21 protein-coding genes and 1 pseudogene are annotated in these 22,260 nt (G+C 71.9%); 8 read left to right on the top strand and 14 right to left on the bottom strand.

The features are described 5' to 3' along the window. Nucleotides 1–280 precede the first annotated feature (280 nt). Nucleotides 281–1,201: a Gfo/Idh/MocA family protein gene (locus OGH68_RS09725; RefSeq protein WP_264242952.1), complete on the top strand. Its 921-nt coding sequence runs from the start codon at nt 281–283 to the stop codon at nt 1,199–1,201. Between the two features lie 194 nt (nt 1,202–1,395). Here the strand turns inward: OGH68_RS09725 and OGH68_RS09720 are convergent, their stop codons facing one another. Beyond that, nucleotides 1,396–2,058 carry a septal ring lytic transglycosylase RlpA family protein gene (locus tag OGH68_RS09720; RefSeq protein ID WP_264242951.1) on the bottom strand — a complete coding sequence of 221 codons (663 nt, stop codon included), beginning with the start codon at nt 2,056–2,058 and terminating at the stop codon, nt 1,396–1,398. Between the two features lie 158 nt (nt 2,059–2,216). Next, nucleotides 2,217–2,579 (bottom strand): arsenate reductase family protein, encoded by a 363-nt coding sequence (locus tag OGH68_RS09715; RefSeq protein ID WP_264242949.1) that lies wholly within the window; start codon nt 2,577–2,579, stop codon nt 2,217–2,219. A 122-nt stretch (nt 2,580–2,701) separates the two neighbouring features. Between OGH68_RS09715 and OGH68_RS09710 the strand changes: the two genes are divergently transcribed. After that, the gene (locus OGH68_RS09710; RefSeq protein WP_264242948.1) at nt 2,702–2,968 is read left to right on the top strand and encodes a hypothetical protein; all 267 of its coding nucleotides are present in this window, start codon (nt 2,702–2,704) and stop codon (nt 2,966–2,968) included. A 60-nt stretch (nt 2,969–3,028) separates the two neighbouring features. Here the strand turns inward: OGH68_RS09710 and OGH68_RS09705 are convergent, their stop codons facing one another. The 3 genes from OGH68_RS09705 to glnA form a co-directional block, all read right to left on the bottom strand. Next, nucleotides 3,029–3,910 carry an MOSC domain-containing protein gene (locus OGH68_RS09705; protein ID WP_264242947.1) on the bottom strand — a complete coding sequence of 294 codons (882 nt, stop codon included), beginning with the start codon at nt 3,908–3,910 and terminating at the stop codon, nt 3,029–3,031. 181 nt (nt 3,911–4,091) lie between these two features. Next, nucleotides 4,092–5,351 carry a S8 family serine peptidase gene (locus OGH68_RS09700; protein WP_264242946.1) on the bottom strand — a complete coding sequence of 420 codons (1,260 nt, stop codon included), beginning with the start codon at nt 5,349–5,351 and terminating at the stop codon, nt 4,092–4,094. Between the two features lie 573 nt (nt 5,352–5,924). After that, entirely contained in the window at nt 5,925–7,334 is a 1,410-nt protein-coding gene (gene glnA / locus OGH68_RS09695; RefSeq protein ID WP_264242945.1) for a type I glutamate--ammonia ligase, read from the bottom strand. A 207-nt stretch (nt 7,335–7,541) separates the two neighbouring features. Here glnA and OGH68_RS09690 point away from each other — a divergent pair, with 207 nt between their 5' ends. Continuing rightward, nucleotides 7,542–8,009 (top strand): RDD family protein, encoded by a 468-nt coding sequence (locus OGH68_RS09690; RefSeq protein ID WP_264242944.1) that lies wholly within the window; start codon nt 7,542–7,544, stop codon nt 8,007–8,009. Nucleotides 8,010–8,163: 154 nt separating this feature from the next. Here the strand turns inward: OGH68_RS09690 and OGH68_RS09685 are convergent, their stop codons facing one another. The 4 genes from OGH68_RS09685 to lipB all read right to left on the bottom strand — a co-directional run bounded on the left by OGH68_RS09685 (nt 8,164) and on the right by lipB (nt 11,266). Beyond that, the gene (locus tag OGH68_RS09685; RefSeq protein ID WP_264242943.1) at nt 8,164–8,871 is read right to left on the bottom strand and encodes a DUF4191 domain-containing protein; all 708 of its coding nucleotides are present in this window, start codon (nt 8,869–8,871) and stop codon (nt 8,164–8,166) included. A 9-nt stretch (nt 8,872–8,880) separates the two neighbouring features. Continuing rightward, nucleotides 8,881–9,099, bottom strand: coding sequence for a hypothetical protein (locus OGH68_RS09680; RefSeq protein ID WP_264242942.1), 219 nt, complete (start codon nt 9,097–9,099; stop codon nt 8,881–8,883). A 236-nt stretch (nt 9,100–9,335) separates the two neighbouring features. After that, nucleotides 9,336–10,304 (bottom strand): lipoyl synthase, encoded by a 969-nt coding sequence (gene lipA, locus OGH68_RS09675; protein ID WP_264242941.1) that lies wholly within the window; start codon nt 10,302–10,304, stop codon nt 9,336–9,338. Between the two features lie 119 nt (nt 10,305–10,423). After that, on the bottom strand, nt 10,424–11,266 hold the full coding sequence (gene lipB / locus OGH68_RS09670; RefSeq protein ID WP_264242940.1) for a lipoyl(octanoyl) transferase LipB: 843 nt from the start codon (nt 11,264–11,266) through the stop codon (nt 10,424–10,426). A 293-nt stretch (nt 11,267–11,559) separates the two neighbouring features. Between lipB and OGH68_RS09665 the strand changes: the two genes are divergently transcribed. Next, entirely contained in the window at nt 11,560–13,014 is a 1,455-nt protein-coding gene (locus tag OGH68_RS09665; protein WP_264242939.1) for a regulator, read from the top strand. Between the two features lie 70 nt (nt 13,015–13,084). Here the strand turns inward: OGH68_RS09665 and OGH68_RS09660 are convergent, their stop codons facing one another. Beyond that, nucleotides 13,085–14,452: an NAD(P)/FAD-dependent oxidoreductase gene (locus OGH68_RS09660; protein ID WP_264242938.1), complete on the bottom strand. Its 1,368-nt coding sequence runs from the start codon at nt 14,450–14,452 to the stop codon at nt 13,085–13,087. A 304-nt stretch (nt 14,453–14,756) separates the two neighbouring features. Next, nucleotides 14,757–15,656 (bottom strand): TIGR01777 family oxidoreductase, encoded by a 900-nt coding sequence (locus OGH68_RS09655; protein WP_264242937.1) that lies wholly within the window; start codon nt 15,654–15,656, stop codon nt 14,757–14,759. A 43-nt stretch (nt 15,657–15,699) separates the two neighbouring features. Between OGH68_RS09655 and OGH68_RS09650 the strand changes: the two genes are divergently transcribed. Continuing rightward, nucleotides 15,700–16,203, top strand: a complete 504-nt coding sequence (locus tag OGH68_RS09650; RefSeq protein WP_264242936.1) for a GNAT family N-acetyltransferase — start codon at nt 15,700–15,702, stop codon at nt 16,201–16,203. Here the strand turns inward: OGH68_RS09650 and OGH68_RS09645 are convergent. Together OGH68_RS09645 and OGH68_RS09640 are read right to left on the bottom strand one after the other, a co-directional pair. Then, complete coding sequence (locus tag OGH68_RS09645) at nt 16,187–18,469, bottom strand: MMPL family transporter (RefSeq protein WP_264242935.1); 2,283 nt, start codon at nt 18,467–18,469, stop codon at nt 16,187–16,189. The two genes, OGH68_RS09650 and OGH68_RS09645, sit on opposite strands and share 17 nt — an antisense overlap. Before the next feature lie 82 nt (nt 18,470–18,551). Further along, nucleotides 18,552–19,073, bottom strand: a complete 522-nt coding sequence (locus OGH68_RS09640; protein ID WP_264249993.1) for a DUF4240 domain-containing protein — start codon at nt 19,071–19,073, stop codon at nt 18,552–18,554. Nucleotides 19,074–19,204: 131 nt separating this feature from the next. On the opposite strand from OGH68_RS09640, the gene OGH68_RS09635 reads away from it, so the two are divergent. The 3 genes and pseudogenes from OGH68_RS09635 to OGH68_RS09625 all read left to right on the top strand — a co-directional run. Next, on the top strand, nt 19,205–20,122 hold the full coding sequence (locus OGH68_RS09635) for an SDR family oxidoreductase (protein WP_264242934.1): 918 nt from the start codon (nt 19,205–19,207) through the stop codon (nt 20,120–20,122). Between the two features lie 241 nt (nt 20,123–20,363). Beyond that, entirely contained in the window at nt 20,364–20,651 is a 288-nt protein-coding gene (locus tag OGH68_RS09630; RefSeq protein ID WP_264242933.1) for a S1 family peptidase, read from the top strand. 70 nt (nt 20,652–20,721) lie between these two features. Next, nucleotides 20,722–20,949 (top strand): annotated as a pseudogene (locus OGH68_RS09625) (trypsin-like serine protease); the annotation flags it as partial. Nucleotides 20,950–21,255: 306 nt separating this feature from the next. Here the strand turns inward: OGH68_RS09625 and OGH68_RS09620 are convergent. Further along, nucleotides 21,256–22,248, bottom strand: coding sequence for a helix-turn-helix transcriptional regulator (locus OGH68_RS09620; protein ID WP_264242932.1), 993 nt, complete (start codon nt 22,246–22,248; stop codon nt 21,256–21,258). Nucleotides 22,249–22,260 lie beyond the last annotated feature (12 nt).

Below are 22,260 nucleotides of genomic sequence, written 5' to 3'. Positions count from 1 at the left end.
GGACCTTCCCGCAGGTGCTCGGCAGCGCGCCGGAAACGGGATCGCCGACGGCGCCGGGGCCGCGTCACGGGCACGAGGAGACAGCTGTCCCGGGCACGAGGAGGCGCACGTCACACGTGCGGGGAGACGCACGTCACGGATGCGCCCGACCTCCGGCTTCGGGCGGGATCGGCCTTCGGGGGCCGGAACGCGCACCGGCCCGCGGCGCAGGCGGCGCAAACCCGTCACCGTGCGCCACCGCCCGCTTCGGCGTTCCCCGCCGCCGTGCACACTGGTGCGCATGACGAAGCAGACGCAGCAACCGCGTATCGGTCTCCTCGGCGCCGGGCCGTGGGCACGGATGACGCAGGCACCGGCGCTGGCCGGGCACCCGGGCGCCCTGTTCAGCGGGGTGTGGGGGAGGCGGCCCGACGCCGCGGCGGAGCTCGCCGACGCGCACGGCACGGCGGCGTTCACGGGCGACGAGGGCATCGACGCCCTCTTCGCGGTCAGCGACGCCATCGCCTTCGCCGTGCCGCCGGACGTGCAGGCCCCGCTCGCCGCCAGGGCCGCGGCGGCGGGATGCCATCTGCTGCTGGACAAGCCGGTCGCGACGAACGTCGCCGCGGCGCGGGCCGCTGCCCGCGCGGCCGAGGAGGCACAGGTGGCGTCGGTGGTGTTCTGCACGCTGCGGTTCGCCGCCGACACGGCTCCCTGGCTGGCCGAACAGGCGGCCGCCGACGGGTGGTTCACGGCGCACGCCCAGTGGCTCGGGTCGCTGTACTCGGACGGTTCGGACAGTCCGTTCGCGGCGTCGCCGTGGCGCCGCGAGAAGGGCGGGCTGTGGGACGTCGGCCCCCATGCCCTCTCCGCGCTGATCCCGGTCCTCGGCGACGTGACAACGCTGTCGGCGGGCCGGGGCCCCGCCGACACCGTGCACCTGGTGCTGCGGCACACCTCCGGCGCGTCCAGCACCGTGACGCTGGGCCTGAGCGCACCGGGGAAGGCGGCGGGTACGAGCCTGGTGCTGCTGGGCGAGCAGGGGAGGGCCGAGCTGCCCGAGGGCTGGGGCGACCCGGTCGCCTCGTTCCGCACGGCGGTGGACGCGCTTCTCGAGTCCGTACGCGCCGGGCAGGCGCACCCGTGCGACATCCGCTTCGGGGTGCGGCTCACGGAGATCCTGGCGGAGGCGGAGGAACTGCTGGTCCAGGCGACGCCGTAAGCGGCGGGCGGATAGGCCGCAGCCGCAGGACCGGTGGGGGCGTTACCGGGGGCCTGCGGCTACGGCGGCACGGCGGCCGCCGGGTCAGGACGGTGCCGTGGCGCAGCCGGGTGTGCGGCCCGGCGGCTGCTCCTCCTGGGACAGCGGAAGGGGAGCGGGCACGGCGTACGTCCCGGTGCCGGCGGCCGGTCCGGTCAGCCGACGCGCTCGATGCGCGCGTTGCGGATCAGGAACTTGCCCGCCTCGCGGACCTGTTCGAAGGCCGCGTTGTTCAGCAGGGCGCAACTGCCGGAGACCGAGGTGACCTCGACGGTCGTGGACCTGTCGTTGTCCAGGTTGGTCACCCTGAGCCGGGTGCCGACGGGGAACTCGCTGCTGGAGGCGGCCGGTGCGCCGCCCTCGCCGGAGAGCGTCACGGTGGAGCCGGCGCAGACGACCTCGCCCGCGGCGCCGCCCGCGTTGCCACCGGCCTCTTCGCCGCCGTTGCCGCCGCCCTGCTCGTCGCCGGGCGGTTCTTCCGCCGTCGGCGGCTGCTCGGCGGCCGGTGGCGCGGCCGCCTCGTCACCGCCCCCGCCACCGCCGTCGCCGGTGGCGCAGCCGGCCGCTTCCTGCTGGACCCCGATCTGCGCGATCACCGCCTCCCGGTTGGCGATGCGCGCGGCCGACTGGGCGTCCGGGGTGGCGCGTTGCCCGGCGATGAAGTTCTCGTTGTTGCGGATGGCCTGGGCGAGCCCGTCGCACGCCACGGAGGCATTGCTTGTCCCGGTCATGACAATCGCAGTGCCGCCGGCCATGGCCGCGGCGCCGACGAGGAGGGCGAGCTTCTTCTTGCCGCTGAGGGTCTTCTTGCGTGACACGTAAGAGCTCCTGTCCCCGGCCGCGGGGGCGGCCGGATGGTTCCTTGTGCCCTTACGTACGAGTAGCCGCCGCCGGCTGCTCACCGGCCCCACGGCCCTCTTCCTTAACGTTCCTTAAGGCTGCCGCGCGGCGGGCGCGGTTCCGGTCCCTGCCGGTTTCAGCCGCGCCCCATCGCGTCCCGTACCGCCTCCTCCGTACGTCCCACCACCGCGGAGCCGTCGTCCGCCGTGATGATGGGGCGCTGGATGAGCTTCGGGTGCCGGGAGAGCGCCGCGATCCACCGGTCGCGGGAACCGGCGTCCCTGGCCCAGTCCTTGACGCCCACCTCCTTCGCGACCGCTTCTCCCGTGCGGGTGATGTCCCACGGCTCGAGACCGAGGCGCTCGAGGACGGCGCGGATCTCGTCCTCGGTCGGTACGTCATCCAGATAGCGGCGCACGGTGTATTCGGCGCCCTCGGCGTCGAGCAGATCGATGGCGCTGCGGCACTTGGAACAGGCGGGGTTGATCCAGATCTCCATGGGCTCCACGGTACCGGTCCAGGGCTGCTCAAACGCCGTCTGGCCAGGGGAAATTGTCAGTGCCCGCCGGTAGAATGAACAGTAGTTCGGGATGGTCCCGCCACCGCGCCAGGAGGTTGCCGATGGCCGTTGCCACACTCACGACGAAGCCCCTGACCCCGCCCCAGAAGAAGCCGCTCCCGGCCGGACAGCCGCGCGAGTGGTACGTGTCCCACAACCGCCGCCTCAAGGCGATGCGCCTCGCGATCGCCCTGCTCGACTCCGGCGTCTACCACCCGGCGACCGCCGACAACCGCCGTATACGGGCCACGGCGGAGCACATCGGGGTCCACGCCCCGTCCGACACGACATGCCGGATGGTCAGGGCCCTGATCCGGTACGGCCGCTGATCCGTCACGGCCGTCCGAACCGCCGGACACCGATCCGTCACGGCCGCTGAACCGGCCGGCTCACGAGGCGGGGCGCCGGGGATCCGGCGCCCCGTTCTCGTACCACTCGGCCAGCACCTCGTCGCCGACGGCCAGCGTGCCCCCGCGCACCACGGCCGCCTTCGCACCGAAGCTGACCTTGTTGTCGTACAGGGGCTCCCGGCGGTACGTGGCCAGGGTGCGCACCGGTTCGGGGCCGGCCCGCAGCCCCGTGCGCTGGTCCACCATCGGCACGGCGCAGCGCATCGCCCGTACGGAGTGGGCGAGTTCGACCGCCCGGACCTCGCCCGCGCCCCGGAACTCCAGTCGCCGCATCCGGTCCTCGTCGTGGGGCTCGGCGCAGCCGTCGAGCACGATGTTGGCCCGGAAGCGGTCCATCGGCACCGGCTCCCCGCCCGCGGCCACGATCCGTGCGTTCAGCCCGTCCAGCGAGGCCCGGGACACCACGAGCACGGCGTGCGCGTCCGCGAAGGCGACCTTCCCCGGCGTATCGCCCCAGCCGTCCCGGTCGAAGCCCTCCGGCACCCGCACCAGCCGCAACTTCTCCCCGAGCACCTCGGAGAACCACTCGGCGGCTGCGTCCCCCTGGTCCGCGACGTGCCCGACCGGCTTGTCGAACAGGCTCACCGGCCGCGGCTCGCCCTCCGGGTCGACGGCCACGACGAGGCTCTCGGTGCCGTCCGCGCTCAGTCGCAGCGCCCGCCCGCCGTCGACGACCTCGGGCCGGACCGCGGCCATGGCCGGCAGCCCCCGCTGACTCCGGAACGCCCCGTCGACGGCGTCGACGACCATGAACGTCCGGTCGTGCTCCAGCCCCGTGTCACCGACCCGGACCGACTCGACGCCGGTCCCGGCGCAGCCCTTGACCGGGTAGTACGTCAGCGCCTGCACAGTGATCCCCATGCGGCCCGATCGTACTGCCTGCCCGTATCCCGCCACCTCGTCCCGCCTGGGCGCGGTGGACGCCACTGCCCTGCGTGGTCTGTTCAGGGGAGCACTGCTCCCGGCACCTCGCGGAAACAACTGTGGCGTGGGCACGCACCGGCACCGGTACGCACCCACGCCACGGGGCAGATGACCGCCGTCAGAAGGAGGAGAGCCTGAGCAGACGCTCCTTGGTGCCGTCGCCGTCCTGGGAGGGCCAGGTCCAGTCGAGGCTGCCGGCGTCCTGCAAAGCGGTCTTGACGCTCTGCGGCAGTGCACCGGGGTGGGTGGCCCGGTACAACGCTGCGCCGCCTGCGACGTGGGGCGCGGCCATCGAGGTGCCGGACAGCGTGGTGTAACCGCCGGTGTTCGAGGTGGAGCGGATGCACACGCCAGGCGCGATCAGGTCGACGTCGGAGCCGTAGTTGGAGAAGTCGGCGAAGGTGTCGTCCTGGTCGTTGAGGCACGTCGGCCGGCCGAGACCCCCCGGCTTGCCGTCGAAGTCGGCCAGGGCGCTGACCGTGATCACTTCGTCGTACGCGGCGGGGATCATGTTCTTGGCGTCGGCGTGGTTGTTGCCGGCCGCCACGGTGTAGGTGACGCCCTGGGCGACGGAATTGCAGATCGCCCGGTGCATCGCGTCGTTGTTGGTCCTGCCGCAGTTGCCGTCGTCGGTGCCCGCGCCGCCCAGGCTCATGTTGGCGACCTCGATCTCATCGGCGTGCTGGGTGACGTAGTCGATGCCGCAGATGACCGCCGAGGTGGTGCCACTGCCCAAGGGGTCGAGCACCTGCACCGGCCAGAGCCGGGCGCCCGGCGCCGTACCGACCACCCCGGTGTCGTTGTCAAGGGCGCCGATGGTTCCGGCGACATGCGTACCGTGACCGTGCCAGTCGGTGGGGGGCAGGATGGGCAACCAGCAGTTCTTGCCGCCGGCCTGGTACACGTTGAGGTCGGGGTGGTTCGGGTTGATCCCGGTGTCGATGACGGCGACATCGGCGTTCACCCGGGTGTCGACACCGTCGATGGCCGCTGTGGGGCTCTTGTCGGCCTCTACCCGGTCCACACCGGTCGGGACCGACTGGGCGGTGGCCTGTACCCGCCGGTCGGGCTCCACCGAACTCACCTGGGGGTCGTCGGCGAGCGTGGCTGCGACGCTCGGGCTCATGGACGCGGCGTAGCCCTGGAGGGCGTAGCGGTACACGTGCTGCACATCGGCACCCAGGGTGGCGGCCTCCTCGACGGCCGCGTTCACAGCCGCCTCCACGCCGGCAGCGTCGGCAGCGGCTGTGTCCTTGAGGGTCACGATGTAACGGCCGGGGACCTGGTCGGACTGCGGAGGCGCCTTGGCCACCGCCGGGGTCAATGGTGCGGCGGCAAGAACGAGCGCGAGGAGGGCCACAGGGAAGATTTTGGGCATCCCAGACCTTTCTTGAGGCATTTGAGACCGGAGAGCAACGCCGTGTTTCCGGAGAACTTTGCGTAGCTGTACGTATTCAGCTACCGCGATCACAGCTAGCAGCTTCCCGGCGGTGGCGGCCGGCCGACATCCGGCGTTCACCGGATTCGCTGACCCTCTGTCAACCATGTGGTCCTGTCCCGCCCTCGCTGCCGGTCGCAGCCCGCGCTCCGGGTCTTCGGCGTCTCGGCCGAAGACTGCGGCAACCTCCCCCGCTCCTGGGCCGGTGCCCAACCCTCTCGGCCCAGGAGCCGGCAAGCACCGCAAGCCCCGAGCGCCGCGATCTGGCAGGCGCCGACTCTGAGGGCCGCCTGGTTCGTCCGCTCCCCTGTGGCGGACGGCCGGGGCTCCTCCTGGAGAAGATCCGGCCGGCCCGACCACAGAGGTCCGTCTCGCGGACGACCCGTAGCCCCGGCAGAGGTTCGGGCGCCCGACAGAAAAGGCCGTCGGCCGTGCCTTCCGGTGGGGGAAGAACACGGCCGACGGCCCACAGACGGCGCAGGCGAGCGGGAAGCCCTCTGACCTGCGGCGGTTTTAGATGTCGAAGTACAGCTCGAACTCGTGCGGGTGCGGGCGCAGCTGGATCGGGGCGATCTCGTTGGTGCGCTTGTAGTCGATCCACGTCTCGATCAGGTCGGACGTGAAGACGCCGCCCGCCTGCAGGTACTCGTTGTCCGCCTCGAGGGCGTCGAGGACCGCCGGCAGGGAGGTCGGGACCTGCGGGACGCCCGCGTGCTCCTCGGGGGCGAGCTCGTAGAGGTCCTTGTCGATCGGCTCGGCCGGCTCGATCTTGTTCTTGACGCCGTCGAGACCCGCGAGGAGCAGCGCCGAGAAGGCCAGGTACGGGTTGGACGACGGGTCCGGGGCGCGGAACTCGACGCGCTTGGCCTTCGGGTTCGAGCCGGTGATCGGGATACGCATCGCGGCGGAGCGGTTGCGCTGCGAGTAGACCAGGTTGACCGGGGCCTCGAAGCCGGGGACCAGGCGGTGGTACGAGTTCACCGTCGGGTTGGTGAAGGCCAGCAGCGACGGGGCGTGCTTGAGGATGCCGCCGATGTAGTACCGGGCGGTGTCGGAGAGGCCCGCGTAGCCCTGCTCGTCGTAGAACAGCGGGTCGCCGCCCTGCCACAGGGACTGGTGGACGTGCATGCCCGAGCCGTTGTCGCCGAAGATCGGCTTCGGCATGAACGTCGCGGTCTTGCCGTTGCGCCAGGCGACGTTCTTCACGATGTACTTGAAGAGCATCAGGTCGTCGGCCGCGGCGAGCAGCGTGTTGAACTTGTAGTTGATCTCGGCCTGGCCGGCGGTGCCGACCTCGTGGTGCTGGCGCTCGACCTGGAGGCCGTTCTTGTCCAGCTCCAGGGAGATCTCCGCGCGCAGGTCGGCGAAGTGGTCGACCGGCGGGGCCGGGAAGTAGCCGCCCTTGTAGCGGACCTTGTAGCCGCGGTTGTTCTCGATGGCGCCGGTGTTCCAGGCGCCGGCCTCGGAGTCGATGTGGTAGAAGGACTCGTTCGCCGAGGTCTGGAAGCGCACGTTGTCGAACACGTAGAACTCGGCCTCGGGGCCGAAGTACGCGGTGTCGGCGATGCCGGTGGAGGCCAGGTACGCCTCGGCCTTCTTGGCCACGTTCCGCGGGTCACGGCTGTACTGCTCGCCGGTGATCGGGTCGTGGATGAAGAAGTTGATGTTGACCGTCTTGTCACGGCGGAACGGGTCGACACGGGCCGTCGACAGGTCGGCACGGAGCGCCATGTCGGACTCGTGGATGGCCTGGAAGCCGCGGATCGACGAGCCGTCGAAGGCCAGCTCCTCGGTCGGGTCGAACGCCGCTGCCGGGATCGTGAAGTGCTGCATCACGCCAGGCAGGTCGCAGAACCGGACATCGATGAACTTGACGTCCTCGTCCGCGATGAACTTCTTGGCGTCATCGGCGTTCTGGAACATCCAACTCCTCCTACTCCCACCCGGGAGGGGCGGGGTTGCAGCTCGTCCGTGCGGCCAGTGCGGTGGCACACGCTGGTATCGACCCTAGGCGGACGGCATTTCTCCAGCATGACCCATTTGTTTCGACGAAGTTAACCGGGCGAGGGTCACAGCGCGGGAGCGGCCCCGGGCGCAGGCGGGTGAAAGGGGGCGCAGTACCGTGGACGGGTGGACAACAGGCAAGCAATCGGATCGTGGCTCTCCGGGCCCCGCGCGGCCGCGGAGGACATGGGTGTCGACTTCGGGTACCGCGGTCAGCGGCTGGGTCTGCCGGAGCGGGGACCGGGCTCCGTCGCCCCCCTCGGGCGCCGCTTCGGAGCGCTCTTCGTCGACTGGGGGACATGTTTCCTGATTGCATACGGACTGTTCGCCGCGAGTAGTCAGCAGGCGACGTCCAACCGGGCTCTCGTGATCTTCTTCGTGCTGAGCGTGCTCACCGTGGGCACCGTCGGTTCCACCCCGGGCAAGCGGATCTTCGGGCTGCGCGTCGTCTCGGAGAGCGGCGACCGTCTCGGCTTCGGCCGGGCCGTGGTCCGCGGTCTGCTGCTCTGCCTCGCCATCCCCGCGCTGGTCTGGGACCGGGACGGGCGCGGGCTGCACGACCGCCTCGCCCGCGCGGTCCAGGTACGCATCTGACGCGTCTGATCGCCGTCGCAGCCCTGCGGGCAGCGGGCACTCGGCGCACAGCGCGAGGCACATGAGGCCGCGAGGCGCACGGGGCCGCGAGACACATGGGGCGGGGGCCCGGCCCCGGGCCCGGCCCCCGCCCCATGTGTCGTCGTCGGGCGCGTCAGCGCATCTTGCCGCCGCGTGGCATCCGCATGCCCTTGGGCATCGGGCCCTTCGGCAGCGGCATGTTGCTCATCAGGTCGCCCATGGCGCGCAGCCGGTCGTTGGCCGCCGTCACCTGGGGGCCGCTGAGCACCCGCGGGAGCTTGAGCATCGTGGTGCGCACCCTCTTCAGCGGCACCTGCCCCTCGTCGTCGCCGACGATGATGTCGTGCACGGGGACGTCCACGACGATGCGGTTCATCTTCTTCTTCTCGGCCGCGAGCAGAGACCTCAGCCGGTTCGGGTTGCCCTCGGCCACCAGCACGATGCCGGCCTTGCCGACCGCCCGGTGCACGACGTCCTGGTTGCGGTTCATCGCCACCGCCGGGGTTGTGGTCCAGCCGCGCCCGACGTTCTGCAGCACGGCGGCCGCCGCGCCGGGCTGGCCCTCCATCTGCCCGAAGGCCGCCCGCTCCGCCCGCCGCCCGAAGATGATCGCCATCGCCAGGAAAGCCAGCACGAAGCCGAGGATGCCCAGGTAGATGGGGTGATCGATCAGGAAGCCGATCCCGAGGAAGACACCGAAGGTGACGATTCCCACACCCGCGACGACAAGCCCGACCTTCGGGTCGGCCTTCCGGGTCATCTTGTACGTCAGGGCGATCTGCTTCAGTCGCCCCGGTTCCGCAGCAGCGTCAGCGCTGTCTGAATTTGCCTTCCTCGCCATACCGGAAGTTTACGTGGCCTGCGAAGTGCGGGTCGCCGCGGCCTCCAGTACGTGCTGAGCCTCCACCCGGTCCTTGGCCCGGCGGCGGTCCTCGAGGACCGCCGCCCATGCGTTGCGGCGGGCGGTGCGCTGGCCGCCGCTCAGCAGGAGGGACTCCATGGCGCGCAACGCGCCGGTGACGGACGGGATCGGGTTGGCCCTGACGTGGCGTACCGGCGCGGCCTGCATGGTGGCGGTTCCCCCTCGGGGTGAGCGGTGATGAGCGGGAGCTGTGCGTGAGTTCAGCGTCACTGATTGGTGTTACCAGGGGGTGACCGGCCGGTCAAACGCTGATGAAGGACGATCTCACGGGTCGCGGGCCCACCGGAACGAGGACGCGGCCCGTACCCCGCCCCCGACCTGCGGGGAGGGCACGGACCGCGGACAACCGGCCATTACCGACCAGTAGTTGCTTGTGCCTGAATTCACAGAGCCTGGGTGGCCCCCGCCTGCGCGGCACGGGCCTCCATCGCCTGCTGGAAGAGCCGGCCGGCCCGGTACGAAGAACGCACCAGCGGGCCCGACATGACTCCGGAGTAGCCGATCTCGTCGGCCTCCTCCTTCAGCTCCACGAACTCCTGCGGCTTCACCCAGCGCTCCACCGGGTGGTGGCGCACGGACGGACGCAGATACTGCGTGATGGTGATCAGCTCGCAGCCGGCGTCGTACAGGTGCTGCAGGGCCTCGCTGACCTCCTCGCGGGTCTCGCCCATGCCGAGGATCAGGTTCGACTTCGTCACCAGACCGGCCTCGCGGGCGCGCGTGATGACCTCCAGAGAACGCTCGTAACGGAAACCGGGGCGGATCCTCTTGAAGATCCGCGGCACCGTCTCGACGTTGTGCGCGAGCACCTCCGGACGGGAGGAGAAGACCTCGGCCAGCTGCTCGGGCACCGCGTTGAAGTCCGGGATCAGCAGCTCGACCTTGGTACGGCCCGCCTCGCGGTCCGCCGTCTGCCCGTGGATCTGGCGCACGGTCTCCGCGTACAGCCAGGCACCGCCGTCCTCCAGGTCGTCGCGGGCGACGCCGGTGATCGTGGCGTAGTTCAGGTCCATCGTGACGACCGACTCACCGACGCGGCGCGGCTCGTCGCGGTCGAGGGCCTGCGGCTTGCCGGTGTCGATCTGACAGAAGTCACAGCGACGGGTGCACTGGTCGCCGCCGATGAGGAAGGTCGCCTCGCGGTCCTCCCAGCACTCGAAGATGTTCGGACAGCCGGCCTCCTGGCAGACCGTGTGCAGACCCTCGCTCTTGACCAGTTTCTGCAGCTGGTTGTACTCGGGACCCATCTTCGCCCGGGTCTTGATCCACTCGGGCTTGCGCTCGATGGGGGTCTGGCTGTTACGGACCTCCAGGCGCAGCATCTTGCGTCCGTCGGGTGCGACTGCGGACACGACCGGCTCCCTACAGCTTCGATTCTTCGGCGGACACCAGGGTACGCCCGTTAAAAGTGCGGCCTTACGTACGGCCAACCTGTGGCCCGGGGTCGGCATTCCTCCCGGGCCCGACGGCGTCAGACGGGCGCCTTCTCGGCCTCGGTCATTGCGGTGTCCGCCGCCTCGGGCTCTGTCTTGTCGATCTCGCGGGGCAGCAGCACCGCGTTCTCCATCACCAGGCGCAGATGCTTCTCCACCACCGGGAGCACCTCCTCGATCGTGATGTCCCGGCCCAGCTCGCCCGCGAGCGAGGCCACGCCCGCGTCGCGGATGCCGCACGGCACGATCCTGTCGAACCAGGTGTTGTCCGGGTTCACGTTCAGCGAGAAGCCGTGCATCGAGACGCCCTTGGCGATCCGGATGCCGATCGCCGCGAGCTTGCGGTCCTCGCGGCGCTGGCCGGCGTTGGACGGGGCGTACTCCGGGCCGTTCAGCCGCGGGTCGAACTCGTCGTCCTGCAGCCGGGGGTCGAAGTCCAGCGACAGTCCGCCGAGCGACGGCCGCTCGTGCACCGGGTCGCCGAGGACCCACACACCGCTGCGCCCCTCGACGCGGCTCGTCTCCACGCCGAACTCGGCGCAGGTGGCGATCAGGGCGTCCTCGAGACGGCGTACGTGCGCGATGACGTCCACCGGACGCGGCAGCTTCAGGATCGGGTAGCCCACCAGCTGGCCGGGGCCGTGCCAGGTGATCTTCCCGCCGCGGTCCACGTCGATGACCGGCGTCCCGTCCAGGGGGCGCTCACTGTCCTCGGTGCGCCGCCCCGCCGTGTAGACCGGCGGGTGTTCCAGCAGCAGACAGGTGTCAGGGATCTCGTCCGCGAAGCGGGCGGCGTGGACCTCGCGCTGCTTCTGCCATGCCTCCTGGTACTCGACGGCGTTCTCGCCGAACCCCAGTCGGACGAACCGCAGCTCACTCACGGCTGTGCCTCCCTCGAACCTCTGACCGGTGGTGACCGGACCCCAGCCACTGTACGGCGGGTCAGAACGTGACGGCCGGGCAGGGCGTTCCCGTCAGTGCCGCGGCCAGTAGCGCCCTCAATCCTCACACGATCGGATGAATGTGGGGCGAAGGTGGCGGAACAGTCGGGGATGGCCGCTAAATTCGCGCCGTTCCTCCCCAGGACTTCTCCCCCAGAGCTACGCCTGGGGGACCCCCAGGAGGTACTCCCATGGGCTGCTCCCGGCCCGGAAGGCAGGAGACGCCACAACCGATGACGGAACGGACCACCCAGCGCACCCCCAACCGGCAGCTCGCCGCGCTCATCGCCGAGGCCGGTTTCTCCCATGCCGGTCTCGCCCGCAGAGTGGATCAGCTGGGTCTCGAACACGGCCTGGACCTCCGGTACGACAAGACCTCCGTGACCCGCTGGCTCCGCGGCCAGCAGCCGCGCGGCACGACGCCCGCGCTGATCGCCGAGGTGTTCACCCGCAGACTCGGCCGCCGGCTCTCGGCCCAGGACTTGGGGCTCGACGCCTGCGCCCCCGTGTACGCGGGACTCGAGTTCGCCGCCACCCCGGAGGAGGCAGTGGACATCGTCAGCGGGCTGTGGCGCAAGGACTCCGGCAGCCATGCCGAGCTCCGCAAGATCGCGTTCACCCCGGCCGGACTGGTCGTGCCGAGCCGGGACTGGCTGATCGGCCGTGCGGACGAGCGGGTGGGCCGCGTCGACACGGGGGCGCCCACCGGTTCGGGCCGGGTCCTGCAGCAGGGCACCAGGTCGGCCGTGCCGCGGCAGCGCGGCGTCACCGACCGTGGCGCCGGCCAGAAGGTCTCCGGCGGCGACATCGCCGCCCTGCGGTCGGTGGGCGAACTGTTCCGCGCCCTCGACCACGCGTACGGCGGAGGACACGCCCGGCAGGCGCTCGTGCGCTACCTCGAGCACGAGGCGGAGCCGATGCTGCGCGGCATGTACGGCGAGACGACCGGGAGGCGGCTGTTCGCCGCGGCGGCCGACCTGACCAGGCTCGCCGGCTGGACCTCTTACGACATCGCGGCGCACGGGCTCGCGCAGCGGTACTTCGTCCAGGCGCTGCGGCTCTCCCAGGCGGCGGGGGACCGGGCCTACGGCTCCTACGTGCTGGTCACCATGAGCCGGCAGGCCGTCTACCTCGGCCACGGCCGGGAAGCCGTGCAGCTCACACGGGTCGCCCAGCAGGGTGTGGGCCCCTCGGCGCCACCGCTGGTGCAGGCGCTGCTGCACTGCGCCGAGGCCCGCGGGCACGGGGTGCTGGGCGACGCACGGTCCTGCACGGCCGCGCTCGTACGGGCCGAGCGCGCTCTCGAGGCGGCCCGGCCCGGGGACGACGTGCCGCACTGGGCGCGCTTCTTCGACGAGGCACAGATGGCGGACGAGTTCGGCCACTGCCACCGGGACCTGCGGCAGTACCGGAGCGCCGCCCAGCACGCGGAACGCTCCCTGCAGCTGCGCGCCCCCGCCTTCGCCCGCAGTCGGCTCTTCTGCCGGATCGTGCTGGCCTCGGCCCGGCTCGGCCTGGGGGAGCTGGAGCAGGCGTGCGCGCTGGGCGCGGAGGCGGCACTCCAGGCGTCGGAGATGCGGTCGGTGCGGGCGACGGAGTACGTGCGCGAGTTCGAACGCCGTCTGGAGCCGTACCGGGACGCGGCGCCGGTCCACACGTACCGCGACCGTGTGTCGGCCCTGAGCTGACCCTGCGCGCCGCCCCGGCAGGCCCCCGATCCCGGTGGGGGTCCGGGGCCACCGGTTCGCCCGGCAGGGCTCAGGCGGCTGCCGTCAGGGACGCCGCCGCGGTGCCCGGGCGGATGCCGAAGTCGTTCAGGATCGCGTGCGCGGCCCTGCGGCCGGAGAAGAGCGCGCCCTGCACCGTTCCCGTGTCGCGGTGGTCGCCGCAGACGTACAGGCCGGACAGCACCCGCACCGGCCGGCGCAGGTCGTGCGGCGCGGGCATCGCGGGCACCGCCTCCGGGTCGTAGTGGACGGCGAGCAGCTCCCAGTCGTCCGTCGGCCTGCCGTACAGCGTCGCCAGCTGCCGCCGCACCCGGCGGTCGAGATCCTCCGGCGGCTCGCCGAGGACCGTCGACGAGATCAGGACCCGGCCGTCCGACGCCCGGGACGGATCGACCTCGCTCATCACCGCCGTGTGCGACACCGGCCCGCTCCGGTCGGCGTCCAGCACCAGCGACGGATCCCTGAGCGGCGATTCGGGCGCCGTGTGGTGCAGCACCGTCACCGGGTGGTACGACGGCACACGCAGCCCCGGCAGCAGCTCCGCCGCCGCCCGCGCCCCGGTGGCCAGCAGCACCGAACGGCAGTGGACCTGCCCGTACTCCTCCGTGGTCACGGACGTCGTGGAGACGTCGGTGACCTTGACCCCCGTCCGTACGGACCCCGCCGGGAGCCCGGCCGCCAGCAGTTCGGGCAGGGTGGCCGCACCACCGGCCGGCACGCACAGGCGGCCGCGCGCGTAGCCGCGCAGGGCCAGGTCGGCGCACCGGCTCGAGGTGCTGGTCAGCTCCGGGTCGCCCAGCAGCGCGGACAGCAGCGGGCGCAGAAAGCCGTGCACCGTACGCGGGGGCAGCCCGCGCCCGTACAGCGCCTCTGCGGCGGAACGTTCCGGCCGGGCCAGGACGCGGTCCACCGGCGTCGCGGCGAGACGGGCCAGCGAGGCTCCGAGGCGGGCCTGGTCCAGCTGCCGAGGACGAGGAGCACTCGCGAGAGCACGCGCCACGCTGAAGGCGACCCCCGACCCCGACCCCTGGCCGCCGGGCGGCGCTCCCCGTCCCGCGCTGCGGCGGCCGTGGACCGAGCCCCACCGCGCGCCGCCGACCTCACCGGTCCGCTGCAGCCGGCCCCCGCTGTGGACCAGTACCCCGGGGGAGAACATCCGCAGATCGGCGTCCCGCAGCGCCGCCGTACGGCGCAGCTCCGGGTACGAGGTGCAGAGCAGCCGGCCCGTCCTGTCGAGCCGGAACCCGTCGAGCTGCACGGTGGCCGTTCTGCCGACGACGGGGGCGGCCTCCAGAACGCTGACGGTGACCCCCGCACCGGTCAGCCGGTGGGCCGCCGAGAGTCCGGCGATCCCGCCCCCGACGATGACGACGTCCGCATCATGAGCGGTGCTGAGCACGTGCCCCTCCCCGAGGTCGGCGCGGCTGGTGGGAAGCTCATGCCCCCAACAGGCCCGAGGAATACCCGAGTTCCGTTCGAGACTAAAGAGGGGTGCGGCCCGGGGAGGTAGCGCACATCGCGGAGCACCGGAGCGCGGGGGCGCACGCCGTCCGTCGCACGCCCCAACGCAGCGGTCCGGCCGCCCCGGAACCGCAGCTCCCGCCGGACCGGTGCCCCTGAACCCCCCGCTCCCGCCGGACCGGTGCCCCTGAACCCCCGCCCGTCCCCGCCGGACCAGCGCCTTCGAACGCCCCCGCCCCCGGCTAGTCGAGTGCCGCGCGGACCGCGTCGTCGATCCGGGGGAAGGCGAACGAGAAGCCCGACCCCAGCAGCGCCGCCGGCAGCACCCGCCCGCTGCTCAGTACGTCGTCAGCCAGCCCGCCGAGCACCACCCGCAGCGCCGGGGCCGGCACCGCGAACGGCGCAGGGCGGCGCAGCACCCGGCCCATCGCCGCGGTCGCCTCCCGGTTGGTCACCGGCTCGGGCGCCGTGAGGTTGACGGGCCCGGACAGCGACTCCGTGTCCAGGATGTGCCGCAGCGCCGCCACGGTGTCGTGCAGGGAGATGAAGCTCCAGTACTGCCGGCCGCTGCCCAGCCGGCCCCCGAGCCCCGCCTTGAACAGGGGGAACATCCGCCCCCACGCGCCCCCTTGCCGCGCCACCACGAGTCCCGTGCGCACCACGGCCGTTCGCACCCCCGCCTCCTGCGCGGCGGCCGTGGCCTCCTCCCACTCCACGCACACGTCGGACAGGAAGCCGTCCCCGGGCGGCGCGCTCTCGTCGACGGCCCGGCCGCCGGTGTCGCCGTAGTAACTGACGCCGCTTCCGCTCACCAGCACCCGCGGCGGCACGTCCAGGGAGGCGACGGCTTCCGCGATCGCGGCCGTGCCGAGGACACGGCTGTCGCGGATCTCCTTGCGGTACGCCTCCGTCCAGCGGTGGTCGCCCACCCCCGCGCCCGCCAGGTGCACCACCGCGTCACAGCCGGCCAGACCCGCCACGTCGACGTACTGCCGCGCGGGATCCCACCGGACCTCGTCCGCGGCCCTGGGGGCACGCCGCACCAGGCGCACCACCTCGTGACCGTCCGCGCGCAGGGAGCGCACCAGAGTCCCGCCGATGAGCCCGGAGGCGCCCGTGACGGCGATTCGAGATCGTTGCATGACCCCATCCTGCCCGCGGCCTCCGTCGTGGCACAGTGACGCCATGCCCGAATCGCACATACGTCCCGCGCGCCGGTCCGACGAGGCGGAGCTCGGCGAACTCGACCGCGCCACCTGGTCGCCGCTGCACGCCGTGACGCCCCGGCCCCAGCCGCCGTACGACCCGTTCTTCGACCGGAACCACCACCCCGAGCAGTTCCTCGTCGCCGAGGACGCCGCCGGGGCGGTCGTGGGCTACATCCGGCTGGTCCCGCCGACCCCGCTGGCCTGCAACCGGCACGTGCGCCAGATCCAGGGCCTGGCCGTGGCCGACCGGGCCCGCGGCCGCGGCGTCGGCCGGGCCCTGCTGCGGGCGGCGTGCGACGAGGCGCGGCGCCAGGGCGCCCTGCGCATCACCCTGCGCGTGCTCGCCCACAACGCCCCGGCACGGGCGCTCTACGAGGCGGAGGGATTCGCCGTCGAGGGGGTCCTGCCGGGCGAGTTCCACCTCGACGGGCGGTACGTGGACGACGTGCTGATGGGCCGGTCCCTCACGAGCGCGGTGTAGCACCGGTGCCGGCGGTCGTCGGCCCCTCGCCCTCGGTGTCCACGTGCGGCAGCAGCCGGTCCAGCCACCGGGGGGTCCACCACGCCGCTCTGCCCAGCAGGGTCATCGCGGCGGGCACGAGCAGCAGCCGGACGACCGTCGCGTCGATGAGCACACTGGCGGCCAGACCGAGCCCCAGCATCTTCACCACGATGTTGTCGCTGATGATGAACGCCGCGAACACACTGACCATGATCAGAGCGGCGCAGGTGATGACCCGGGCGGTGATCTCCAGCGCGTGCGCGACGCTCGCGTGCGGGTCGCCGGTGCGCAGCCACGCCTCGTGGACACGGGAGAGCAGAAAGATCTCGTAGTCCATGCTGAGGCCGAAGACGATGGCGAACATCATCATCGGCACATAGCTTTCGATCGGCACCTCGCCCGAGACCCCGAGCGCCGGTCCGCCCCATCCCCACTGGAAGACCGCCACCAGTACGCCGTACGAGGCGGCGATGGACAGCACGTTGAGCACGGCAGCCTTCACCGCCACCAGGACCCCCCGGAACACGACGAGGATCACGATGAACGCCAGCCCGACGACCACCGCGATGATCAGCGGCAGCCGGCTGGAGACGATGTCGAGGAAGTCGACCTGGGCCGCCGTCGTACCGGTGACATAGGTCCGGGCGTCGGTGCCCTTCACCGCCTGCGGCAGCACGTCGTCGACCAGGTGGTTGACCAGCTGCGTGGTCCGCTCGTCCTGCGGGGAGGCGACGGAGTACGCGGTGGAGATCAGGACGTCGCCGTCGGAGGTGGCCTTCAGAGGGGTGATCGTGGCGGCGTCGGGTACGTTCGTGAGCGCGTTCTGCGCCTGTGTGGCGAGGGCGGAGCGGTCCGGATCCGGCACGTCGGACTGGTCGACGACCAGCGTCAGCGGTCCGTTGGAGCCGGGCCCGAAGGCGCTCGACATCAGGTCGAACGCCCGCCGGTCGGTGAACGACTTCGGGTCGGCGCCGTCGCCGATGTGCCCGAGCTGGATGGAGAACAGCGGCACCGCGAGGACCGCCAGCACGACCGTCCCGCCGGCCAGGAACCACCATGGCCGCCGCTCCACCCGCTGCGCGTACCGGTGCCAGGGGCCGTGGGCCTCCTCGCCCGGTTGCGCCTCGGTCTCGGCCACGGTCCGACGTACGCGGAGCCGGTCGATCCACCGGCCGGTCAGCCCGAGCACGGCGGGGACCAGCGTGAGCGCGCCGAGCACCGCCGTGACGACGGTGACGGCCGCCGCCAGGCCGAGCTTGCCGATGAAACCGATGCCGGACACCCACAGACCGGACAGCGCGATGACGACCGTGCAGCCGGAGACCAGCACGGCTCTGCCGCTGGTGGACGTGGCGTGGCCGGCGGCGGACACCGGGTCCCGGCCGTCCACAAGGTTCTGGCGGTGGCGGGTGATGAGGAACAGCGCGTAGTCGATCCCGACCCCGAGTCCGATCATGGTGGCCAGCGTCGGCGAGACGGTGGCGAAGGTGAACGCGGCGGCCAGCAGACCCAGCAGGGCGAGTCCACTGACGACCGCGATCAGGGCGGTCACCAGAGGCAGTACGGCCGCGAGCACACTGCCGAAGCCGATCAGCAGCACCAGGATCGCCACCGAGAAACCGATCGCCTCACTGGTGTGGTCGTCCGGTTCCGGCCGGGCCAGCTCCCCGAGTGTGCCGCCGTACTCCACGTCCACGCCGGCGGCTCGCAGCGGCTGCACCGCCGAGTCCACACCGTCCAAGTAGGAGTCCTCGAGGGTGGAGGGCTGGACGTCGAACCGGACAGTGATGTACGCCGTCTTCCGATCGGTGGAGAGCGGCCCGACGTTCGGGGTGCCGGCGGGCGGCGTCGGCGGCTCTGCGCCCGGCGCGGGCAGCGGGTTCTGCGCCGAGAGCACATGCGGCAGTTTCCCGAGGTCGGTCACCGCCGTGGACATCTGGCTGCTCACATCGGTGAGCGGCTTCGCCGAGTCGTGGAGCACGATCTGCGCGCTGTAACCGCCGGCGGACGGCTCATGGGCCTTGAGCACGTCCAGGCCGTCCTGCGACTGTGTACCCGGCAGAGAGAAGTCGTCGGAGTAGTCGCCGCCGTACGCCCGGTCCAGGACCTGCAGACCGACCACGGCCGCCAGCCACAGGACGAGGACCGTCACGAAGTGGCGGGCGCACCACTCTCCGGTGCGCCGCAGCAGTCCCTTGCCGCGGCGTGGGGCGGTCCGGTCGGGGGAATACCGCGGTGTCGACATGGGCTCATTGAAATCCGGCGCCGTGGCCTCGGCCCGCTGTCCGGGGGAAACGGGTGATGGCACAGGCTGGACCGACGGGCCGTCAGAGACCGCCGAAGCGTTCCCACAGCTTCGGGAACCGTGCCGCCAGCGCCATGTCGTCGTCGAAGTCGAACGGCGTGCCGGCCGGCTCGGCGGACTGCACGGGGATGCCCAGATCGGGAGCGTCGGCGCCGGTCAGCTGCTCGTACGCCTCGTCCGCCGCGTAACCGAGCTCCTCGCCGTCGCCGTCGATGTCCTCGTCGAACTCGTCCAGCAGCTCGGCCAGCGTGTCCGGCTCGTGCACCCCGCTCTCGAAGATCTCCCGGCCCTGCCCGATCAGCCAGCAGCGGAAGTAGTCGAACGCGTCGTCGCTCGCCCCGCCCAGCAGGACCGCTGCGGCGCCCCACAGGTCCCAGGTGTAGGCGCGGTTGTAGCGGGCCTCGAAGTGGCGCGCGAAGTCGAGCACGGAGTCGGGGTCGAGCTGCAGCAGCCGCTCCACGAGCAGTTCCGCGTGGTCCTCGGGGTCGCCCTCGGCGGCCTCGCGGGTGCTGTCGATGATCTCCCAGAACTCCGTCTCGTCCATCACGGGTCAAGCATCGTGGCTGGCACCGGCCCGCGCACGCGGAGGAGCCGAAAAGCGGCTGTTTCGCAATCCGGGACCTCGGCCGAGCAAGCCGGACAGTAGATGTCCGGTATCCGTGCGACGGTCGGTCCATGACGACGAACAAGCCGCTCGACGGCAGAATCGCACTGGTCGCCGGAGCCACGCGGGGCGCGGGCCGGGCCATCGCCGTCCAACTCGGCGCCGCAGGCGCGACGGTGTACGTGACCGGGCGGACCACTCGCGGACACGTCAGCGAGGTCGGCCGGCCCACGGAAACCATCGAGGAGACCGCCGACCTGGTCACCGCGGCGGGCGGAAAGGGGATCGCGGTCCCCACCGACCACCTCAAGACGGAACAGGTACGGGCCCTGGTCGAGCGCATCGACCGCGAGCAGGGCCGGCTCGACATCCTCGTCAACGACATCTGGGGAGGGAACTTCCTGCTCGACTTCGACACAAGGATGTGGGACGTCGATCTGGAGCGCGGGCTGCGGATGCTCGATCTCGGCGTGAAGAGCCACATCATCACCAGCAGCGTCGCGCTGCCCCTGCTGGTCCGTGAACCGGGCGGTCTGGTCGTCGAGGTCACCGACGGCACGGCCGAGACGAACAAGAGCTTCCGTGAGAACTTCTACTACGACCTCGCCAAGAACGGCCCGATCCGCATGGCGTTCGTCCTCGGCGAGGAGCTGAAGAGCGTCGGCTGCACGGCCGTCGCCGTCACACCCGGCTTCCTCCGCTCCGAGGAGATGCTCGACATCTTCGGTCTCACCGAGGAGAACTGGCGCGACGGCGTGGCCAAGCAGAAGCACTGGGATCTCTCCGAGTCGCCCGTGTACGTGGGCCGGGGCGTCGCGGCACTCGCCGCCGACCCCGAACGGGCCCGCTGGAACGGGCAGTCCCTCGACAGCGGCCGGCTGGCGAGGGAGTACGGCGTCACGGACGCGGACGGCAGCAGGCCCGACGTGTGGGGGTACATGCTGGCCGAGCGGGCGGGCGGGACGCCGCGGCCGGAGGACTACCGCTGACCTGCCCACACTCGGCGAACAGTTGGTCTATTTTTGGCCACCTGTTCCCTGCGTCCCGCGGTGAACGTGCCGAATACCGGCGGTTGTTGCCCGGTTTCCGTTGCGACAATGCGGAGGCAACATCGATTTGATCTTGCCCGGCCCGCGCTCGTCGCCGCCCGGGCGACGGGCGCACCCGCATGCGGGAGCACCGACGCCCCGCCCCGGGGCGGGCCGAGCCCCTCATGTGAGGACAGCACTCTTGCCCGGTACAACGCCCCCCGTCAGACGCACCCGCGGCGCGCTCGTCGCCGGAATCGTGTCCGCCGTCGCCGCCGGCCTGCTCACCGCGTCGCCGGCCGCCCACGCCGTGAGCGGCGAGCCCGCCGCGGACGGAGCCCACGCCTTCACCGCCCAGCTCCGCATCGGCGAGGGCACCGCCATGCGTGGCTGTTCCGCCGCCCTGGTCCACCAGCAGTGGCTGCTCACCGCGACGAGCTGCTTCGCCGCGACCCCCGGCGCGGAGGTCGCGCCGGGCGTCCCGCGCTGAAGACCACGGCCACTCTGGGCACCTAGGCCAGGTCGTCGAGGTCGTCCCGCGCGCCGACCGCGACGTCGTCATGGCCCGTCTCGCGCGGCCCGTGGCCGGCATCACGCCGGTCGCCCTGGCCACCACCGCCCCCGTCGCGGGCGAGACCCTCACCGGCGCAGGGTTCGGCCGCACCGGCACCACCCGGGTGCCGGACCGGCTCCACACCGGCGGCTTCCGGGTGGACTCCACGGACGCCACCACCGTCGCCCTGACCGGGCAGAACGGCGTCTCCGTCTGCCAGGGCGACACCGGCGGCCCGGCGCTGCGGCTCAGCGAGGACGGCACGGCCGAGCTCGCTGCGCTGCACAGCCGTTCCTGCAGGGCGGCTGCTTCGGTACGGACGCCGCCGAGGTCCGCACCGGCGCGGTCGACAGCCGCGTCGACGACCTGGCCGGCTGGGTCAAGGCGATCCGCAACCGTGACCGGATCACCCCCGCCGACATGGACGGTGACGGCAAGGACGACCTCTTCGTCCACGAGTCCGGGAACGGCAACGTCTCCGTCCTCAAGAACATGGGCAACTACTTCGACGGCGGCACCCTGATGCTCACCCTGTGACGCCTCACGCCGGGTCCGGTCCCAGGCCGGGCCCGGCGTACACCTCACCCATCCGGGCCGCCGTCCGCGCGAAGCGCTCCCGCAGTTCGGCGGGGGCCAGAACCTCCACCTCCGGCCCCAGCACGAGCAGTTGGGCGTACGCCACGTCCAGCGACTCCACCGGCAGCGTGCACGTCACGTGCCCCGCGCCGTCGCGCGGGCCCGCCGCCGCGAGCGCCTCCTCCGCGGCCGCCCGGTCCGTGACGTGTGCCAACCGCCGCGCCCCCTCCGCGGTCAGGCGGACCACGACCTCGGCACGGAGCAGGGAACGCGCGAACTGCGCGGCCCGCTCCTCCCAGAAGGCCGGAAGGTCGAATTCCGGGTCCCGCTCGAAGGGTTCGCCGTCCGCGGACACGGACGTGAACCGGTCGATCCGGTACACCCGGAAGCTGCCCTCCGCCCGCGCGCAGAGGTACCAGACACCCGCCTTGAGCACGAGCCCGTACGGCTCCAGCTCCCGCTCCACCTCGGTGTCCCGGCGGCGGTACGACGCCCGGACGCGACAGTCCTCCCACACCGCCTCGGCGATCACCGGCAGCAGCGCCGGCGTCTCCGGTTCCTGGTACCAGCCCGGCGCGTCCAGATGGAAGCGCCCGGCCGCGGATTCCGGAGCGTTCCGCAGCGAGGGGAGCAGCGCCGCGGACACCTTCAGACGTGCCGCGGACGCCGCGTCCTCGAGCCCCATGTCGCGCAGCGCCTGCGGAAGCCCGGAGAGGAACAGCGCCTCGGCCTCGCTGCGGGCCAGTCCGGTGAGCCGCGTCCGGTACCCGCCGACGAGCCGGTAGCCGCCGGCCCGCCCTCGGTCCGCGTAGACCGGGACACCCGCCTCCGACAGCGCGAGCGCGTCCCGGCTGACCGTCCGCTCGGACACCTCGAGCTCCCGGGCCAGTTCCGCCCCGGTCATCGAGGGCCGGGTCTGCAGCAGGAGCACCATCTTGATCAGCCGGGCAGCGCGCATGCCCTCATCATG

Origin of the sequence: Streptomyces peucetius (assembly GCF_025854275.1) — a bacterium.
Taxonomy (GTDB): Bacteria; Actinomycetota; Actinomycetes; order Streptomycetales; family Streptomycetaceae; genus Streptomyces; species Streptomyces peucetius_A.
The sequence above is the reverse complement of the archived record's forward strand: the minus strand, read 5'-3'. Positions and strand labels throughout refer to the sequence as shown.